A 15,335-nucleotide genomic window follows, 5' to 3' on the forward strand; every position below is an offset into this window, starting at 1 on the left:
TTGATCATCTCTGGATTGCTGCTTCACCCACGGCGCAAGCCGCCTGAGCTTGGAAGTATATAGCCGCCCAATGCCAACTCAGCGTTTACCTCGCATGCCGCGAGACAGACGCCGGACATCCGTTTGCCGCAGCAGCAATTCGAAGACTTTCGATCTCGCTCTACATGCGACTTGATCGGCCGATTGGCCAAAAGACTCTACTCAATTCGACAAAAGGCTTTTTTACAAGAACAAGCGGCAGGTTGGTAATAAGAGCTCTCGAGCATTTGCCCTTCTCCGCGCTTACATGTATGATTCGCCCCCTTCGCTGCTGTAGCTCAGTCGGTAGAGCAACTGATTCGTAATCAGTAGGTCACCAGTTCGATTCCGGTCAGCAGCACCAGTATTTTCAAGGGCTTAGTCGCAAGACTAAGCCCTTTTTGCATTCTGGCGGGACAAATCCAGTCGGCGTCCGACCGGCGGCGCTTACTGGCGCGCTTCCGCGAGGTTGCCGATTTCTTCAGCCCAGGCGATGTCACTGGCTCGCAGCGGGTTGATGTCGAGGCCGCCGCGGCGGGTGTAGCGCGCCCATACGGCCAGGCGTTGCGGGGCGCATTGGCGCTGGATGTCGCAAAAGATGCGCTCGACGCACTGCTCGTGAAACTCGTTGTGCTGGCGGAACGAGATGAGGTAGCGCAGCAGGGCCTCGCGATCGATGGCCGCTCCGCTGTAGCGGACGGCGAGCAGGCCCCAGTCGGGCTGACCGGTGACCAGGCAGTTGGATTTGAGCAGATGCGAGTACAGCGTCTCGTCCTCCAGCTGCCGGCTCGCATCGGCGCACAGCAGGCCCGGCGCCGGCGTATAGCCGGTGATGTCGATATCCAGATCATCAATGCAGACGCCCGCTGGCAGCGCGAACACGCGCTGCGCCTGGCGCACATCAACCACCTGCACGCCGACCGGCGCACCGGCGCCAGCGCTCAGATCGCGGCGCAGGTACTCGGCCACTTCGTCGGCGCCCGCAAACTGCGTCTGGTTGAAGCTGTTGAGGTAGAGCTTGAGCGATTTCGATTCGATCAGGCGCGGCGAAATGGCCGGCACGCTGAATTCAGCCAAGGCCACCACCGGCTTGCCGCGCGGATTGAGCCAGGAGAGCTCGTAGGCATTCCAGATGTCGCGGCCGACAAAGGGCAGCGCCGCATCGCTGATGCCCAGCTCGGCACGCTTGCCGGCCCGTGGAATCGGGAACAGCAGCGCCGGGTTGTAGTCCTCGCAATAGCTGACGGCCTTGCCCAGCGGCGACGCGCTGACCTCGTTGTGGCTCATGCCGCCTCTCCCAGCGCACGCAGATGCTTGCTGATCGGCGCCAGCAACGCAGCACCGACTTGCTTGCTGCGTGCAGCACTCCAGCCTGTGCGTGCATCAGGCGCGTCAGCATTGTCCTTGAAGGGCATTTCCAGGGTCAGGGCCACACAATTGAACTGATGAGCCACCCATTTGGAAGCCAGGCTCAACAATTCATCGCTGAAGCGGTTGTCGGCATAACCGTGCACGGTCTGGAAGTCGCTGCAGGCAAGCTTGAGTTCGTCGAGAAACGCCGCCTGCAAGACCTGATTACGCGCGCCGTAGTTGGGCACCATGTGGCTGCCGTCGATGAAGACATAGGGCAGCGTTTCATCGCCATGCAGATCGATGAACAGATCGACACCGCTCTGCAGCATGCCCTCGCGCACGGCCAGCACTTCAGGGCTGCGCTCGCGGCTGGGTGCGAGCCACTCGCGATTGAGATTGGCGCCGGCAGCATTGCTGCGCAGATTGCCGAGGAAGCTGCCATCCGGATTGACGTGCGGCACAACATGCACGGTGGCCTGCGCGAGGATCTCGCGGGCCAGCGGGTTCGCTGCATCCAGCAGGCTGTCGAGCAAGCCTTCGGCGCACCACTCGGCCATGCTCTCGCCCGGATGCTGACGGGCAATCACCCAGACCTGACGCGCGCCATTGCCGACACGCAGCACATCAACACTGCGCCCCTGCACCGACTCCCCCAGCTGCGCAAGCTTGACGCGCGGATCCTGCGCGCAGCGCGCGAGCAGATCGTAATGCCGCTCCAGCGAGTAGGGCTGGAAATAGGCCAGCCAAAGGCTCTCGCCGGGCATGGTGAGAGTCATGCTGAGCTTTTCGCCGTCGTAACTCGTCGTGGCGATGCGGTACCAGTCCTGCCGATCAAGGCTGGCCACGCACTGGTAGCCGTACCAACCATCGGCATAGCTGCACTCGCCAGCATTTTCGATCACCAGACGCAATTCGCTGCCTGTCGGCGCATTGAGACGGAAATGGAACCACTGGAAGAACTCGGAATTGCTGTCCGGGCGGATGCGCAGGCGCAGATTTTGCGGATCGCTCACCGAGATGATTTCGATATTGCCACTGTCGAACTGACTGAGAATCTGGATCGGGGACTGACTCATGCTGTGACCTTGCGACGGAAATACCACTGATCTGCGGATGAGGCTGCGGCATCGAAAGCGTAGCCCTCCACATCAAATGCTTTGAGCTGCTCGACATCCTCGATGCGATTGAGGATTACGTAACGGCTCATCAAACCACGCGCACGCTTGGCGTAGAAACTGATGATCTTGTAAGCGCCGCCTTTCCACTCCTGGAACACCGGCGTAACGATGCGCGCCTTGAGGCGGGCCGGACGCACCGACTTGAAATACTCCTCGGAGGCGAGATTGAGCACGATATCCGCGTTCTGCTCAGCCAGGCTGGCATTGAGCGCTTCGGTAATCGTGTCGCCCCAGAAAGCGTAAAGATCCTTGCCGCGAGCATTGGCCAGACGCGTGCCCATCTCCAGGCGATAGGCCTGCATCAGATCGAGCGGCCGCAGCACACCATAGAGGCCGGAGAGAATGCGCAGATGCTGTTGTGCCCAAGCCAGGTCCTCGGCCGACAGCGTTGGCGCGGCCAGCCCCTCATACACATCGCCATTGAAGGCCAGAGCAGCGCGGCGAGCATTCGCCTCGGAGAACGGCGGCGACCACTCGGCGTAACGCGTGACATTGAGCACCGCCAGCTGATCGGAAATATCCATCAGCCGGCTGATCTCGGCTGGCGAGCGCTCGCGCAGGATGTCGATCAGCGCAGCCGAGTGATCAAGAAAATCCGGCTGGGTGTGTGGCAAGGCGCTCAGCGCAGCAGGCAGGGGGGACTCGAAATCCAGCGATTTGGCGGGAGAAATGGTGATCAGCATGGGCAACTCGACATGGGAAGCGCAAACGAGACGCCAGATAGTGGAAGTCGGGAAAATCGGGCGAAGATCGTTTGCAGCGCTGGCGGCGCTATTATCGCATCCGAAACCACGCCCGTAAAAATCCATGTCCCTGCTCCAGCGCTCCCTCGCCGCCGTCTGGCACCCCTGCACCCAGATGAAACAGCACGAAACCCTGCCCTTGCTCGCCATCGCGCGCGGCGAAGGCGCCTGGCTCATCGACAGCGAGGGCAAGCGCTACCTGGACGCGGTGAGCTCCTGGTGGGTGAATCTCTTTGGTCACTGCAATCCGCACATCAACCAGCGCCTGCGCGAGCAACTCGACAAGCTCGAACACGTGATGCTGGCCGGCTTCACCCACGAGCCGGTGGTCGCACTCTCTGAAAAGCTCAGCGCGCTGACCGGCGGCGTGCTCGGCCACGCCTTCTACGCATCGGATGGCGCATCGGCCACCGAAATCGCGCTGAAGATGAGCCTGCATTACTGGCGCAATCTGGGGCGCAGCGACAAGAACCGTTTTGTCTGCCTGGCCGGCAGTTATCACGGCGAAACCGTCGGCGCTCTGGCGGTCACCGACATCGCGCTGTTCCGCGACGCCTACGCGCCCCTGGTGCGCAGTGCCGACACCGTGCCCTCACCTGACTGGCGACAAGCCCGCGATGGCGAGACGCGCGTCGATGTCGCACGCCGTGCGGCTGCAGGACTCGAAGCCTGGCTGGAGGCACATCACACCACCACTGCCGCGCTGATTGTCGAACCCCTCGTGCAATGCGCAACCGGCATGGCCATGTACGACGCCGAATACCTGCGCCTCGCACGTGCGCTGTGTGATCGTTACCAAGTGCATCTGATCGCCGACGAAATCGCCGTCGGCTGCGGCCGCACGGGGACGTTTTTCGCCTGCGAGCAAGCCGGCATCTGGCCGGATTTTCTCTGCCTGTCAAAAGGCATCTCGGGCGGCTATCTGCCGCTCTCGCTGGTGCTCTCGCGCGATGCGATCTATCAGGCCTTCTACGCCGATGAAGTCAGTCGCGGCTTCCTCCACTCGCATTCCTACACCGGCAACCCCCTCGCCTGCAGCGCTGCGCTAGCGACCCTGGAGCTCTTCGAGCGCGACGAGGTACTTACAAATAATCGCACGCGCGCACGCTTGATGAAGGACGCGGCAGACAACATCGTCACCCACTCTGCCGTTCATCACCTGCGCCAGCACGGAATGATATTGGCATTTGACGTACCTAGCGCTGCGCCGGGCTTCGCACGCCGCTTCGCCGAACACGCGCTGCAGCAAGGCGTACTGCTGCGGCCGATCGGCAACACGGTTTACTGGATGCCGCCTTACATCGTCGAAGCTGCCGATATCGAGACACTTGCACAGGCCAGCATGAGCGCCTTGCAACACGCACTAGATGTAACAAAATATTAAATTGTAATTCTTGTCATCGCCCCCTCAGAGCGCTGCGTTGATGGTCTTGTCCGGGGACATCCCGGCTCATTCGACAAGTTGAGGAACTGAAAATGAACAAGCTGCTGACCGCCCTGATTGCTGGTGCTTTCCTGTCTACCGCTGCTTTCGCTGCTGACGCAACGTCCGCACCGGCCGCTACGGCCTCCAGCTCGGCTCCTGCCAAAGCTGCGAAGAAGCATGTCGCCAAGAAAGCACACAAGGCAAAGGCTGAAGCCTCGGCCCCTGCTGCTGCCAAGTAAGTTCTGCCCAGGCAGAAAAAAGGCGCTTAGCGTGAGCTAAGCGCCTTTTCATCTTCGACAAATGACAATCAGGTATAGATCGTAGTGTTCATTGCAGTCGTGATGACGCCCTGACGCATCACCGCGCTATTGATCACACGCGTCAGCTTTTCTGCGTAAGCCGGATCGGTGGCGTAACCTCCCGCCTGCAAAGCCTGCGAGAAACTCAGCGCATCGGCCTGCCCCTGCGCGGCAGCGTAACGCGGCGATTGCTGAATCAGGCGCGCGTAATCCTGAAAGGCTTCGGCGTACGAGCCGTAAGCACGGAAAGACTCTGTGCGTGCCTGTGCGACACCCTCTTCGTACTCGGTGGTCTTGGCGTTGACCGTACGCCCCTTCCAGTTCTTGCCGGCTTTGATATTGAACAGGTTGTAACTGGGGCTGCCATCGGCCATGCGCAGTTCGGCCTTGCCCCATCCAGTCTCCAGCGCTGCCTGCGCGAGCAGGAAGTGTGCGGGCACACCCAGCTGACGCGCAGCATCGGCCGCTTGCGGCCACAGCGCGCGGATGAACTGTTGCGGGTCACCGTTCAGGCCTGCAGCGTCTGCAGTCGCCTGCACGCCCGAGCTCGTGTTCGCTGCATTCGCGTTCGTCACCTGTGCGCTGATCGCTGCAGCAGCTGCCGGGACAAGCGGTGTCGCTGGAGCCTGCGGCGTGGTGGCGGCGCTACTGCCTGCCGGCGGCGTATTACCGAATGCCTGCAGCATCAGCTGACGCTCCAGTGCCGCGCCCAGCCCGATGCCGCCTTTTTGCGCCAGCACACCGGCCATCTGCTGGTCGCTCATGCCTTGGTAGAAACGCGTTGCATCGCTATCGAACATGCCGTCTTTCGGCGAGGCATCGCGCATGGATTTGAGGATCATCTGCAGGAACAGCGCCTCGAATTGCTTGGCCGTCGCCTTGATCGACTCAGGGGTGTTCTCGCGCGCAGCGCGCTTGAGCGCGCTGAGCGCATTGACGTCGAATGTGTTGACCTGGTCGATCATGTCCTAAAGTCCTCTGGAATGGGCTCAGATCACTTCGAGCTCGGCGCGCAGTGCGCCCGAAGCCTTCATCGCTTGCAGAATGTTGATCATGTCCAGCGGATTGGCGCCCACCGAATTGAGTGCCTTGACTACCTCGGCCAGATTCGCGCCCGGCTTGAAGCGCACGAAGCCACCGCCGCCCTGCTTGATGTCGACGCTGCCGTTGTTGGTTATCGCGGTAGTGCCGCCAGAGAGCGCATTGGGCTGGCTGACTTGCGGATTGTCACTCACCGTCACGGAAAGATTGCCATGCGCAACAGCGCATTCCTGCAAGGCCACGGCCTGATTCATGACCACCGAACCAGTGCGTGAATTGATGATCACGCGCGCAGCGCCAGACAAGGGCACCACTTCCAGATTTTCGATCTTGCCGATGAAGGCCACGCGCTCATAAGGCAACTCAGGCGCGCGCACCTGGATGCGCCGGCCATCCAGCGGCCAGGCGGTATTCGGCTGGGTATTAGCATTGATCACCTCAGCCACGCGTTGTGCCGTGCCAAAGTCGGAGGCGCCAAGTTCGTACATGATCGAGTCGCCCTGGCCGACCTGCATCTCGACCGGGCGCTCAACCGTCGCCCCCGCCGGCACACGACCGGCGGACAGATGATTGATGGTGACGGTCGTACCACCCGCCTGGCCGCCGGCGCCGCCGACGATCAGACTGCCTTGAGCTACGGCGTAGACCTGCCCGTCAGCGCCCTTGAGCGGCGTCATCAAGAGCATGCCGCCCTTGAGACTTTTGGCATTGGCGAGCGAGGAGACGTTGACGTCGAACTGTTGCCCGGGCTGGGCAAACGGTGGCATCTGCATGGTCACCATGACCGCCGCAACGTTCTTGAGCTGCAGAGTCGTTCCGGTCGGAATGCTGACGCCGAGATTGCCGAGCATGTTGATCAGGCTCTGCGTGGTGAAGGGCGCCTGCGATGTCTGGTCCCCCGTGCCATCGAGGCCGACAACCAGACCGTAGCCGATCAGCTGGTTGTTGCGCACGCCGGAAATGGTCGCCAGATCCTTGACACGCTCAGCCTGTGCCAGTGCGCTTGTCAGCACCACCAATACGCCGAGGGCAAGACGCACAACTGCATTCATGATCAACTCCGCAAATCGAAAGCGCTACGCCAGGTGACGCAGACCAGATACTCAGAACGGCAGCACGTTGAGGAACACGCGCTGCAACCAGCCCATGGTCTGGGCTTCGTCGATATAACCGCTTCCCTTGTACTCGACGCGTGCATCCGCGACCTGCACGGACTGGACAGAGTTGGAGCTTGTCACATAGGCCGGATTAACAACGCCGGAAAAACGTATGAATTCCTGCCCTTGATTGATGGCTATCTGCTTCTCGCCGGAGACCAGCAGATTGCCGTTCGGATAAACCTCGATCACCGTCACGGTGATCGTGCCGGTAAAGGCATTATTGGCCGCCGCCGCACCCTTGCCAGAGAACGAAGTATCGTCAGTGCCCGCGACCGACAAGGGCGAGAGGAATTTGCCCGGCACGCCGAGCGCCGTATTGAAGCCGACATTGGTACTGCCGCTGCGCGTGGCATTGGCGTTGGCGTTCTTGCTGGCCTGGGTCCTCTCGACCAGATTGATGGTCAAGGTATCGCCCACCAGACGGGCACGCCGATCTTCAAACAAAGGACGGGTTGCCAAACCGAAGATCGAGCCGCCGCTCACTGCTGCCGGAGCCGGTTCGGGGCGCGCCGTCATCGGCTGATGCACGGCCGTCGTCGGCGTGATCAAGGCACATGCCGAGCAGAACATGGGCAACAGGCAGACCAGCTTGTGAAAATAAGCCTTCATGATGGCCTCAAGCGATTCTTACAGTGAGCTGAGTTTGCCCAGCATGGCATCGGCGGTCTGCACGATGCGCGAATTGAATTCATAGGCGCGCTGCGTCTGGATCAGGTTCACCAATTCTTCCGCGGTATTGACGTTGGAGGTTTCGACATAGCCCTGATTCACCGTACCCGAACCATTGGTACCGGGCGTTGAGGCGGTGGCCGTGCCACTGGCCGTAGTCTCGACAAAGAGGTTTTCACCGAGGCTTTGCAGACCTGCCGGATTGACGAAGGTCGCCAGTTGGATGGCGCCGATTTGCGTTGTCGCGGTGGAACCCGGCTGGGTCACACTGACCGTACCATCCTTGGCCACGGTAACGCTCAGCGCATCTGCGGGAATGGTGATGGTCGGCTGCAAAGGGTAGCCACTGGATGTCACCAGCTGGCCTTGCGAATCCTTCTGGAATGAGCCATCACGCGTATAAGCCGTCGTGCCATCAGGCATCAGCACCTGGAAAAAGCCGGCCCCCTGAATGGCCAGGTCGTTGGTATTGGTGGTCTGTTGCAGATTACCCTGGGACTGGATGCGTTCGGTCGCCACCGGACGCACGCCAGTGCCGATCTGCAAGCCGGTCGGGATGGTCGAGCTCTGCGAGCTTTGCGCGCCGGGCTGACGCAGGTTCTGGTAGAGCAGATCCTCGAAAATGGTACGCGCACGTTTGAAACCGTTGGTACTGGTGTTAGCAAGGTTGTTGGAGATAACGTCCAGCTGGGTTTGCTGTGCGTCGAGTCCGGTTCTGGCCACCCACAATGCGTTCATCATTTCAGCTACTCCTTATGTTGGTGCCAGTGCTCAGCGACTGATGATCGCCGTCGCAGCCTTGTCGTCTTGCTGTGCGGTATCCAGCATCTTGATCTGCATTTCGAACTGCCGCGCCAGCGACATCATGCTGACGATTTGGTCGACGACATTCACATTGCTGCCTTCCAGATAGCCGCCAGAAACACGTACCGAATCATCCTGCGCCGCTGGCGTCTGCGTGCGAAACAGACCATCCTCGCCGCGCACCAGATCAGCGGCCGCCGGATTGACCAGCTTGAAACGAGCGATCGCGCTGGCGCTGGTCTTGGCGCCGGTCAGCGGCGTGGTGGTGATGGTGCCGTCCTGACCCACTTCAATGCTGTTGTCCGGCGGAATGGTGATCGGCCCGCCATCGCCCATCACGGCCAAACCGGAGGTCGTCCGCAACACGCCTTCCGGATCAATCGTGAAGTGGCCATTGCGCGTATACGCTTCCTTGCCATCAGCGCCCTGAACAACGAACCAGCCATTGCCATTAATGGCCACGTCATAAGGCGCCGAAGTGCGCTCCAACGGACCCGTGCTCAGATCGTTCGACACACTGGCATCCACGGCGAAAGCACGCGTCGGCAAAGCCGGCGTCTGCACATTCACCGCACGGAAGCGATGCAGCTCGGCGCGAAAACCGGTCGTCGTGGCATTGGCCAGGTTGTGCGCCACCGAGGTCTGTTGAGACATCGTGGCTTTCGCGCCGGACATTGCGGTGTAGATCAGTTTATCCATGATCGAAGCATCGTGATTCGCGTGGGTTGATCGGCAATCAGCTCGGTCTAATCAGGTTTAACGCAGATTGACGAGGGTCTGCATGAGCTGATCCTGCGTCTTGATCGACTGCGCATTGGCCTGGTAGTTGCGCTGCGCCGTAATCATGTTCACCAGCTCAGCCGTCAGGTCCACATTGGAGTCTTCGAGAGCACCTGACTGAATCGCGCCAAGCTGACCGGTACCCGGCGCGCCGACCTGCGGCTGACCCGATGCGGCAGACTCCGACCACAGATTGCCGCCGGCAGATTGCAGCCCACCCGGATCAGCGAAGTGGGCCAGCACCACCTGACCCAGATTGGTCGTCTGGCCGTTGCTGTACTTGCCTTTGACCACACCCGTGGCATCGATTGCGATACCGGAGAGCTGACCTGCGGCGTAACCATCCTGCGTCGAACTATTGACGGCATAGGAACCGCTGTACTGCGTCGAGCCCGTGAAGTTGAGCGGAACACCGGTCATGTCAGGCGCGGTATAGACGGACTGATCGATGTCGATACCAATCGACAGCAAGCCAGAGCCACTGACCTTGCCCGTTGTATTGTCGAAGGTCAGCGTTTGCGCCGTCGTACTTGCAGTCCCTCCGTCAACCGAGGTGTAAATCTTCCAGTCGGTGGTACTGGTACCCGGGAACTGCTTCTGGAAGAACAGCCCCAGACTGTGCTGCGCGCCACTCTGGTCATAGACGCTGACCGAAGTCGAGAAGTTATAGGTGGTGCCGTCCGCCTGATTGAAGGTCGCCACGGCAGTACCGGCGCTATCGGTCTTCACTTCATCGGCCGCGTTGAAGTTCATCTGGATCTCGATACCCGTGCCCGCAGAGCTCTGGCCGGTCGCAACCGGCGGCAGGATCGCGTTATTGACGCGAATGTCCGACAAGGGGCCGGCGACGATCTTGCCATTGGCATCCACGCCATAGCCGGTCAGGTGCAGCCCGGAAGAGCTCGACACATAACCATTCTTGTCCAGCTGGAACTGACCATTGCGGGTGAAGCTGATGGTGCCTGCATCGGACAGACGGAAGAAGCCGTCGCCATTGATGGCCATATCGAGCGGATTGCTACTCGTCGAGATATTGCCTTGCGAGAACTGCTGCGCCACCTTGCTGATCGAGGTACCGATACCCACCTGGGTGGAGGATGCCGCACCATTGATCGCCGAGGCGAACAGATCCGAAAACACCGATGACGATAGCTTGAAACCAACCGTGCTGCCGTTGGAAACGTTATTGCTGATGACGTCCAGCGATTTTGCTGCGGCGTTCAGACCGGAAAGACCACTTTGCAATGCCATTTTGATATCTCCAGACTAGAGGATACGGACAACATCGGTGAGAGCGAGTTTGCTGAACCGCCCCGCATCGATGCTTGCGCCAGAATCCGAATTGATCACGCTCGTGACGGTGGCCATCTCCAGAGCGCTGGACTTGATCGTGTCCTTGCCTGCAGTAGCCGTAATCTTCATGGTGTAGGTGCCATCCTTGGCCGTCGTCCCGTCGGTGCTCAGACCGTTCCAGACGAAGTCGTGCGAACCCGCGTCCTGCTTGCTCATGGTTTCGCTGGCAACTTCCTTGCCGCTCGAATCCAGAATCGAAATGACCACCTTGTCTGCCGCTTCTTCAAGCGTGAAACCGCCGACGGCCATACCGCTGGACAGATTGAGCTGATCCCCCTTGACCAGCACCGAGTGCCCCAGCAAGGCTGAAGCCGCTTGCAAGGACTCGCTGGACTTATAGCCGGAGAGCAGCGTGTTCATTGTTGTATTGAGCTTTTCCATACCGCTGGCGGTATTGATCTGCGCAATCTGCGAGGTCAGCTCGGCGTTGTCCGTCGGATTCATCGGATCCTGGTTTTGCAACTGCGTGGTCAGCAGCTTCAGGAAGCTCGCCTGCGAGGTTGCAGTAGAGTCCTTCGTCGTCGAGCTGCTCGAACTGGTCGAGCTCGACGAACCCGATGCAGTATTCGCCGCATTGATGGCAGCGTAAATATCCGCTGTCGTGCTCGAATTCGTGGAAGTAGTGGTGGTCATGATGGGAACCTCGATCAGGAGCCGATGGTGAGTGCTTTTTGCAGCATTGTTTTAGCGGTGTTCATCATTTCAACATCCGTCTGATAAGCCCGCGAAGAAGAGATCATGTTGGTCATTTCCTCCACCACATCCACATTGGGCATCGAGACATAGCCATCCTTGTTGGCCGCCGGGCTCTTCGGGTCGTACACCATGCGCAAGGGCGCAGCGCTTTCGACCACCTGCAAGACCTGCACGCCCTGAGCATAGGGGTTGTTGCCTTGCTGACGCGCCTGGAACACCACTTGTTTGGCGCGATAGGGTTGGCCATCAGGCCCCGCTACGCTATCGGCGTTGGCCATGTTGCTCGCCGTGGTGTTCAGACGCAGCGACTGCGCATGCATGGCCGAACTGGCGATTCCGAAAACATCAAACAGGCTCATGATGCGACTCCTCAGCCCTGACCCGTAATCGCCGCCTGCATGCTCTTGAGCAGGCCATTGATGAATGAAATGCTGGCTTCATAGTGCAGCGTGTTTTCAGCCATTGCGGCGCGCTCCACATCCATATCCACGGTGTTGCCATCAACACTCGATTGCGTCTCCGGGCGATATTGCAGATTCGGCGCAGTGGCAACGCCGGCAGCGGCCACATGGTTGGCTGCAGTGGTCGACAAAGCCAGCGGAGCAACGCGGCCGGCCAAGGCGCCATGCAGCGCGCTGCCGAAGTCGATGTCGCGTGCCTTGTAGTTCGGCGTATCTGCGTTGGCAATATTGGAAGCAATCAGCGCCTGACGCTGGGAACGCAGATCCAGCGCGGTCTGATGAAAGCGCAATGCGTCGTCAAGTCTGCTCATTTGCTCTGCTCCAGAATTCTTGTTGTTCACCAGCACCGGACCTTGATCAAGCTTGGGCTCTGCAAAACGCTTGCCTTGTTTCCTGAACATTTCCGTCTCCCGAATCCAGCGGCAATGGACCGCGTGCTCGACAGGCATATCGCAGCTTCCGTGCCAGCGCCAAAACGATCGAAAAACGGCCAAATACCACTTACAAAGCGGCAAAACGGCAGCTCGCCCCGGCAGTGCGGCGGCAGGCAACGGCAAACATTGCCGGTCAATGGAAGTAGGGTGTTTTGGTGGATCTGTTCTGCGCCCGAGCGGCACTTGATCCGTGTTTGAATCGGGCTAGCGCCCAATTCCGGCGAGCACTGTTCTGCCAGTCAAACCATGAAGCCCGTCATCACCGCCCTGCTCTGCGCGCTCCTGCTCTCAAGCACCGCCCAGGCTGCAACGCCCGAGGCTTTGCGCGAGCTGGCCGAGCGCTTTCTGCGCGAACGTGCTCAGGGACTTGCCGGACAAGTGAACATCAGTGTGGCGACGCCCTCGGCGCGCAATCCCCTGGCCAACTGCAAACAGCCGGAAGCCTTTGTCCCGGCAGCGCAGAAGAACTGGGGGCGCATCACGGTCGGGCTGCGCTGCAGTGAAACGCCGGCTGCCTCGCTCTATCTGAGCGCCAGGGTTTCAGTCATTGGAAGCTATGTCGTGATGGCGCGGCCTGTCGCAGGCGGACAGGCGATCGGCATTGACGATGTGCGCCTGGTCGAGGGTGAGCTGAGCAGCATGCCCAGCGACATCCTGACTCAGCTCGACAGCGTGATCGGTCGCCATGCGCGACAAGCACTGAACAGCGGGCAGAGCTTGCGCAGCGTCTATCTGCTGGCAACGGTCAACGTACGCGCAGGTCAGGAAGTGAAGGTCATCGCACGTGGTAAAGGCTTCACGGTCGCCAATGGCGGTCGCGCGCTCAATACCGCCATGCAGGGAGAAGTTACACGCGTCCGCCTCGATAACGGCCGCGTCATTGTGGGTGTGCTCGGCGCAGACGGCATCGTCGAAGTCGCCGAGTAGAGCCGCCGGCCAGCAGACCGGGCAGCCAGATCAGTTACGTCTGCGCGGTGCCGACTGTGGTGCGGGACCACCACGTTGTTCGATGTGGCGGAAAGTGATACGGCCCTTGCTGAAATCATAGGGCGACATCTCCAGCGTCACCTTGTCACCGGCGAGGATGCGGATATGGTGCTTGCGCATCTTGCCCGAGGTGTAGGCGATCAGCGGGTGGCCGTTTTCCAGAGTCACGCGAAAACGTGAGTCCGGCAGCACTTCCGCGACAACGCCCTGCATTTCAAGGAGTTCTTCCTTAGCCATGATGAGTGTCCGAGTAGGCAGGACCTGCAACAGGTCTTGCAAAAATGAAAAGCGCAAAGCCCGGCTCACGCCGGGCTTTGCGCTGACTGACAGCAATAATCAAGCTGCTGTGATGTTCGAAGCTTGCTGACCCTTGGGGCCATTGACGAGCTCGAAATTGACGCGCTGACCTTCGGTCAGGGTCTTGAAACCTGCGCTCTGAATTGCAGAGAAATGTGCGAAAAGGTCCTGGCCGCCATCATCCGGCGTAATGAAACCAAAACCCTTAGCGTCGTTGAACCACTTGACTGTACCGATTGCCATGCCTATCTCCTGAAACGTGTTTGGGCTATGCCCCGAGGGACGATTCAAGATGACAGGGAGATGAAGGGCGGAATACCGGAAAACGGCGGGTACTGACCAGACAACAGGACTGACTTAATGATCGCTGGGCGCACTGTGCACTGCTTCGCCTGCGCTGGCAAGCTTTATCGCAATTCAATGCGTAACTTAGCCGCCCGCCGCCGCACCCGCCAATGACAAAAACATCTCAACGCGACTCACACGACAAGCTCACCCGCCAGCGGCTGCAGCATCGCCTGCAGCAAGGCCTGGCCTCGCAAACCACGCGCCTGCAGCAGGACCAATTTGGCCTGTGCTGCCGGCAGGCAGAGGTCCGCACCGCCCACCACGCCGACGGCAGCCAGACTGCTGCCGGCCTGATAAGTCATCATCTCGACCCGGCCATGCTCGCACTGGCTGATCGCCAACAGGGCAATGCCACGCGCCTGTGCAGCGGCCAGGGCCGCGAGGAAGGCCTCATCCTGCGGCGCATTGCCGCTGCCATAACAGACCAGTAACCAGGCTGCCGGCGGCGCCGGCAAGCTCAAGGCCGCCTGCAGCATGGCGACCGGAAAGCCCGGATGCACGCACAGCACCCAGACTGTGGCGGCGGCCAAGCCCTTCTCCAGCTCCACCAGCTCGGCCAGCAGCGCAGTGCGCCGTTCCGAGAGCGCCTGCTCCGCGCGGCGCGCCGGCAACAAGGCTTGCGCGTCCAGCTTGACGACACCGTCCTCCACCCGTGCCAAAGGCGAACAACGCGGCGAGACAAAGGCTTCCAACGCCTGGGCGCTGCGCTTGATCGCGCGATTGCCACGCAACACCTGACCGGCAAAACACACCATGACTTCCTGCAGCTGCGCGGTGGCGGCCACGGCCAGCGCATCGCTGAAATTGCGTGGTGCGTCAGAGTTTTCATACGCCAACGGATACTGTGATCCCGTCAGCACCACCGGCTTGTCGATACCCGGCAGCAAATAGGACAGCGCTGCGGCCGTCCAGGCCAGGGTGTCGGTGCCATGCAAGACTACGAAACCATCGAAGTGCGACCAGGCTGCCAGCAGGCTGCGTGCGATCTGCCCCCAATCGGCCGGCTGCATGCTGGCGCTGTCCAGCGGTTTATCCAGTGCGCGCAACTCACAGTGTGCGGCGGGCGGCAACAAACCGCGCGTGCGCAGCACCTCGGCAAACAGCGCGACCGGCATGGGCGCCAGCGGCTGACCGGCCGAGGCAATCGTCCCGCCGGTATACAAGATCAGAATACGACTCAAACCAGCCCCTTCTCAGACATATCCATTTCCACTTCGTAGCGTATATCACGCCTTTCGTCGTCAGGCGCTCAAGCAGGCCTGTCGATCTTCCGCTAAACCAGACAGGG

18 protein-coding genes and 1 tRNA gene are annotated in these 15,335 nt (G+C 60.3%); 4 read left to right on the forward strand and 15 right to left on the reverse strand.

Translation table 11 applies throughout. The annotated features are described in order from the left end of the window. Positions 1–306: 306 nt before the first annotated feature. Positions 307–382 (forward strand) — tRNA-Thr (locus ABDB84_RS05840). 83 nt (positions 383–465) lie between these two features. Here ABDB84_RS05840 and queF read toward each other — a convergent pair. From queF to yaaA, 3 genes are read right to left on the reverse strand one after another with little or no spacing between them, the layout of a single operon-like run. Then, entirely contained in the window at positions 466–1,305 is an 840-nt protein-coding gene (gene queF / locus ABDB84_RS05845; protein WP_345918758.1) for an NADPH-dependent 7-cyano-7-deazaguanine reductase QueF, read from the reverse strand. Then, entirely contained in the window at positions 1,302–2,447 is a 1,146-nt protein-coding gene (locus tag ABDB84_RS05850) for a M14 family metallopeptidase (RefSeq protein WP_345918759.1), read from the reverse strand. Before ABDB84_RS05850 ends, queF begins: the two co-directional genes overlap by 4 nt. After that, positions 2,444–3,232 carry a peroxide stress protein YaaA gene (yaaA, locus tag ABDB84_RS05855; protein WP_345918760.1) on the reverse strand — a complete coding sequence of 263 codons (789 nt, stop codon included), beginning with the start codon at positions 3,230–3,232 and terminating at the stop codon, positions 2,444–2,446. Before yaaA ends, ABDB84_RS05850 begins: the two co-directional genes overlap by 4 nt. A 124-nt stretch (positions 3,233–3,356) precedes the next feature. Between yaaA and bioA the strand changes: the two genes are divergently transcribed. Next, positions 3,357–4,676: an adenosylmethionine--8-amino-7-oxononanoate transaminase gene (gene bioA, locus ABDB84_RS05860; RefSeq protein WP_345918761.1), complete on the forward strand. Its 1,320-nt coding sequence runs from the start codon at positions 3,357–3,359 to the stop codon at positions 4,674–4,676. 92 nt (positions 4,677–4,768) lie between these two features. Then, a complete protein-coding gene (locus tag ABDB84_RS05865) occupies positions 4,769–4,957 on the forward strand; it encodes a hypothetical protein (protein ID WP_345918762.1) in 189 nt (62 codons plus the stop codon). Between the two features lie 68 nt (positions 4,958–5,025). On the opposite strand, the gene flgJ is transcribed toward ABDB84_RS05865, so the two are convergent. Genes flgJ through flgB form a run of 9 tightly spaced genes read right to left on the reverse strand, consistent with a single transcriptional unit; the run spans position 5,026 to position 12,292 of the window. After that, entirely contained in the window at positions 5,026–5,982 is a 957-nt protein-coding gene (gene flgJ / locus ABDB84_RS05870; RefSeq protein WP_345918763.1) for a flagellar assembly peptidoglycan hydrolase FlgJ, read from the reverse strand. Between the two features lie 24 nt (positions 5,983–6,006). After that, positions 6,007–7,110: a flagellar basal body P-ring protein FlgI gene (locus tag ABDB84_RS05875; RefSeq protein ID WP_345918764.1), complete on the reverse strand. Its 1,104-nt coding sequence runs from the start codon at positions 7,108–7,110 to the stop codon at positions 6,007–6,009. 51 nt (positions 7,111–7,161) lie between these two features. Beyond that, positions 7,162–7,827: a flagellar basal body L-ring protein FlgH gene (locus tag ABDB84_RS05880; protein WP_345918765.1), complete on the reverse strand. Its 666-nt coding sequence runs from the start codon at positions 7,825–7,827 to the stop codon at positions 7,162–7,164. Between the two features lie 18 nt (positions 7,828–7,845). Beyond that, on the reverse strand, positions 7,846–8,628 hold the full coding sequence (gene flgG / locus ABDB84_RS05885; protein WP_345918766.1) for a flagellar basal-body rod protein FlgG: 783 nt from the start codon (positions 8,626–8,628) through the stop codon (positions 7,846–7,848). Between the two features lie 30 nt (positions 8,629–8,658). Further along, the gene (flgF, locus tag ABDB84_RS05890) at positions 8,659–9,390 is read right to left on the reverse strand and encodes a flagellar basal-body rod protein FlgF (protein WP_345918767.1); all 732 of its coding nucleotides are present in this window, start codon (positions 9,388–9,390) and stop codon (positions 8,659–8,661) included. A gap of 57 nt (positions 9,391–9,447) precedes the next feature. Beyond that, positions 9,448–10,722, reverse strand: coding sequence for a flagellar hook protein FlgE (gene flgE, locus ABDB84_RS05895; protein WP_345918768.1), 1,275 nt, complete (start codon positions 10,720–10,722; stop codon positions 9,448–9,450). A gap of 15 nt (positions 10,723–10,737) precedes the next feature. Beyond that, the gene (locus ABDB84_RS05900; RefSeq protein WP_345918769.1) at positions 10,738–11,457 is read right to left on the reverse strand and encodes a flagellar hook assembly protein FlgD; all 720 of its coding nucleotides are present in this window, start codon (positions 11,455–11,457) and stop codon (positions 10,738–10,740) included. Between the two features lie 14 nt (positions 11,458–11,471). After that, on the reverse strand, positions 11,472–11,879 hold the full coding sequence (flgC, locus tag ABDB84_RS05905) for a flagellar basal body rod protein FlgC (protein ID WP_345918770.1): 408 nt from the start codon (positions 11,877–11,879) through the stop codon (positions 11,472–11,474). Between the two features lie 11 nt (positions 11,880–11,890). Beyond that, complete coding sequence (gene flgB, locus ABDB84_RS05910) at positions 11,891–12,292, reverse strand: flagellar basal body rod protein FlgB (protein ID WP_345918771.1); 402 nt, start codon at positions 12,290–12,292, stop codon at positions 11,891–11,893. 369 nt (positions 12,293–12,661) lie between these two features. Between flgB and flgA the strand changes: the two genes are divergently transcribed. Further along, entirely contained in the window at positions 12,662–13,342 is a 681-nt protein-coding gene (gene flgA, locus ABDB84_RS05915; protein WP_345918772.1) for a flagellar basal body P-ring formation chaperone FlgA, read from the forward strand. A gap of 30 nt (positions 13,343–13,372) precedes the next feature. Here flgA and infA read toward each other — a convergent pair whose 3' ends face one another. From infA to ABDB84_RS05930, 3 genes are all read right to left on the reverse strand, one after another. Beyond that, positions 13,373–13,639: a translation initiation factor IF-1 gene (gene infA, locus ABDB84_RS05920; RefSeq protein WP_345918773.1), complete on the reverse strand. Its 267-nt coding sequence runs from the start codon at positions 13,637–13,639 to the stop codon at positions 13,373–13,375. A 99-nt stretch (positions 13,640–13,738) separates the two neighbouring features. Continuing rightward, a complete protein-coding gene (locus ABDB84_RS05925; protein WP_345918774.1) occupies positions 13,739–13,942 on the reverse strand; it encodes a cold-shock protein in 204 nt (67 codons plus the stop codon). A 236-nt stretch (positions 13,943–14,178) separates the two neighbouring features. Further along, entirely contained in the window at positions 14,179–15,228 is a 1,050-nt protein-coding gene (locus ABDB84_RS05930) for an asparaginase (protein ID WP_345918775.1), read from the reverse strand. Positions 15,229–15,335: the final 107 nt, after the last annotated feature.

Source organism: Uliginosibacterium sediminicola (assembly GCF_039631295.1).
Lineage (GTDB): Bacteria > Pseudomonadota > Gammaproteobacteria > Burkholderiales > Rhodocyclaceae > Viridibacterium > Viridibacterium sediminicola.

What these genes read in the sequence shown, in the direction of transcription:
- flgE (WP_345918768.1), bottom strand. Translation starts at nt 10,722, where the DNA reads ATGGCATTGCAAAGTGGTCTTTCCGGTCTGAACGCCGCAGCAAAATCG.
- flgC (WP_345918770.1), bottom strand. Translation starts at nt 11,879, where the DNA reads ATGAGCCTGTTTGATGTTTTCGGAATCGCCAGTTCGGCCATGCATGCG.
- flgF (WP_345918767.1), bottom strand. Translation starts at nt 9,390, where the DNA reads ATGGATAAACTGATCTACACCGCAATGTCCGGCGCGAAAGCCACGATG.
- flgG (WP_345918766.1), bottom strand. Translation starts at nt 8,628, where the DNA reads ATGATGAACGCATTGTGGGTGGCCAGAACCGGACTCGACGCACAGCAA.
- ABDB84_RS05875 (WP_345918764.1), bottom strand. Translation starts at nt 7,110, where the DNA reads ATGAATGCAGTTGTGCGTCTTGCCCTCGGCGTATTGGTGGTGCTGACA.
- ABDB84_RS05880 (WP_345918765.1), bottom strand. Translation starts at nt 7,827, where the DNA reads ATGAAGGCTTATTTTCACAAGCTGGTCTGCCTGTTGCCCATGTTCTGC.
- yaaA (WP_345918760.1), bottom strand. Translation starts at nt 3,232, where the DNA reads ATGCTGATCACCATTTCTCCCGCCAAATCGCTGGATTTCGAGTCCCCC.
- flgB (WP_345918771.1), bottom strand. Translation starts at nt 12,292, where the DNA reads ATGAGCAGACTTGACGACGCATTGCGCTTTCATCAGACCGCGCTGGAT.
- flgJ (WP_345918763.1), bottom strand. Translation starts at nt 5,982, where the DNA reads ATGATCGACCAGGTCAACACATTCGACGTCAATGCGCTCAGCGCGCTC.
- flgA (WP_345918772.1), top strand. Translation starts at nt 12,662, where the DNA reads ATGAAGCCCGTCATCACCGCCCTGCTCTGCGCGCTCCTGCTCTCAAGC.
- bioA (WP_345918761.1), top strand. Translation starts at nt 3,357, where the DNA reads ATGTCCCTGCTCCAGCGCTCCCTCGCCGCCGTCTGGCACCCCTGCACC.
- ABDB84_RS05850 (WP_345918759.1), bottom strand. Translation starts at nt 2,447, where the DNA reads ATGAGTCAGTCCCCGATCCAGATTCTCAGTCAGTTCGACAGTGGCAAT.
- ABDB84_RS05865 (WP_345918762.1), top strand. Translation starts at nt 4,769, where the DNA reads ATGAACAAGCTGCTGACCGCCCTGATTGCTGGTGCTTTCCTGTCTACC.
- ABDB84_RS05925 (WP_345918774.1), bottom strand. Translation starts at nt 13,942, where the DNA reads ATGGCAATCGGTACAGTCAAGTGGTTCAACGACGCTAAGGGTTTTGGT.
- ABDB84_RS05900 (WP_345918769.1), bottom strand. Translation starts at nt 11,457, where the DNA reads ATGACCACCACTACTTCCACGAATTCGAGCACGACAGCGGATATTTAC.
- queF (WP_345918758.1), bottom strand. Translation starts at nt 1,305, where the DNA reads ATGAGCCACAACGAGGTCAGCGCGTCGCCGCTGGGCAAGGCCGTCAGC.
- infA (WP_345918773.1), bottom strand. Translation starts at nt 13,639, where the DNA reads ATGGCTAAGGAAGAACTCCTTGAAATGCAGGGCGTTGTCGCGGAAGTG.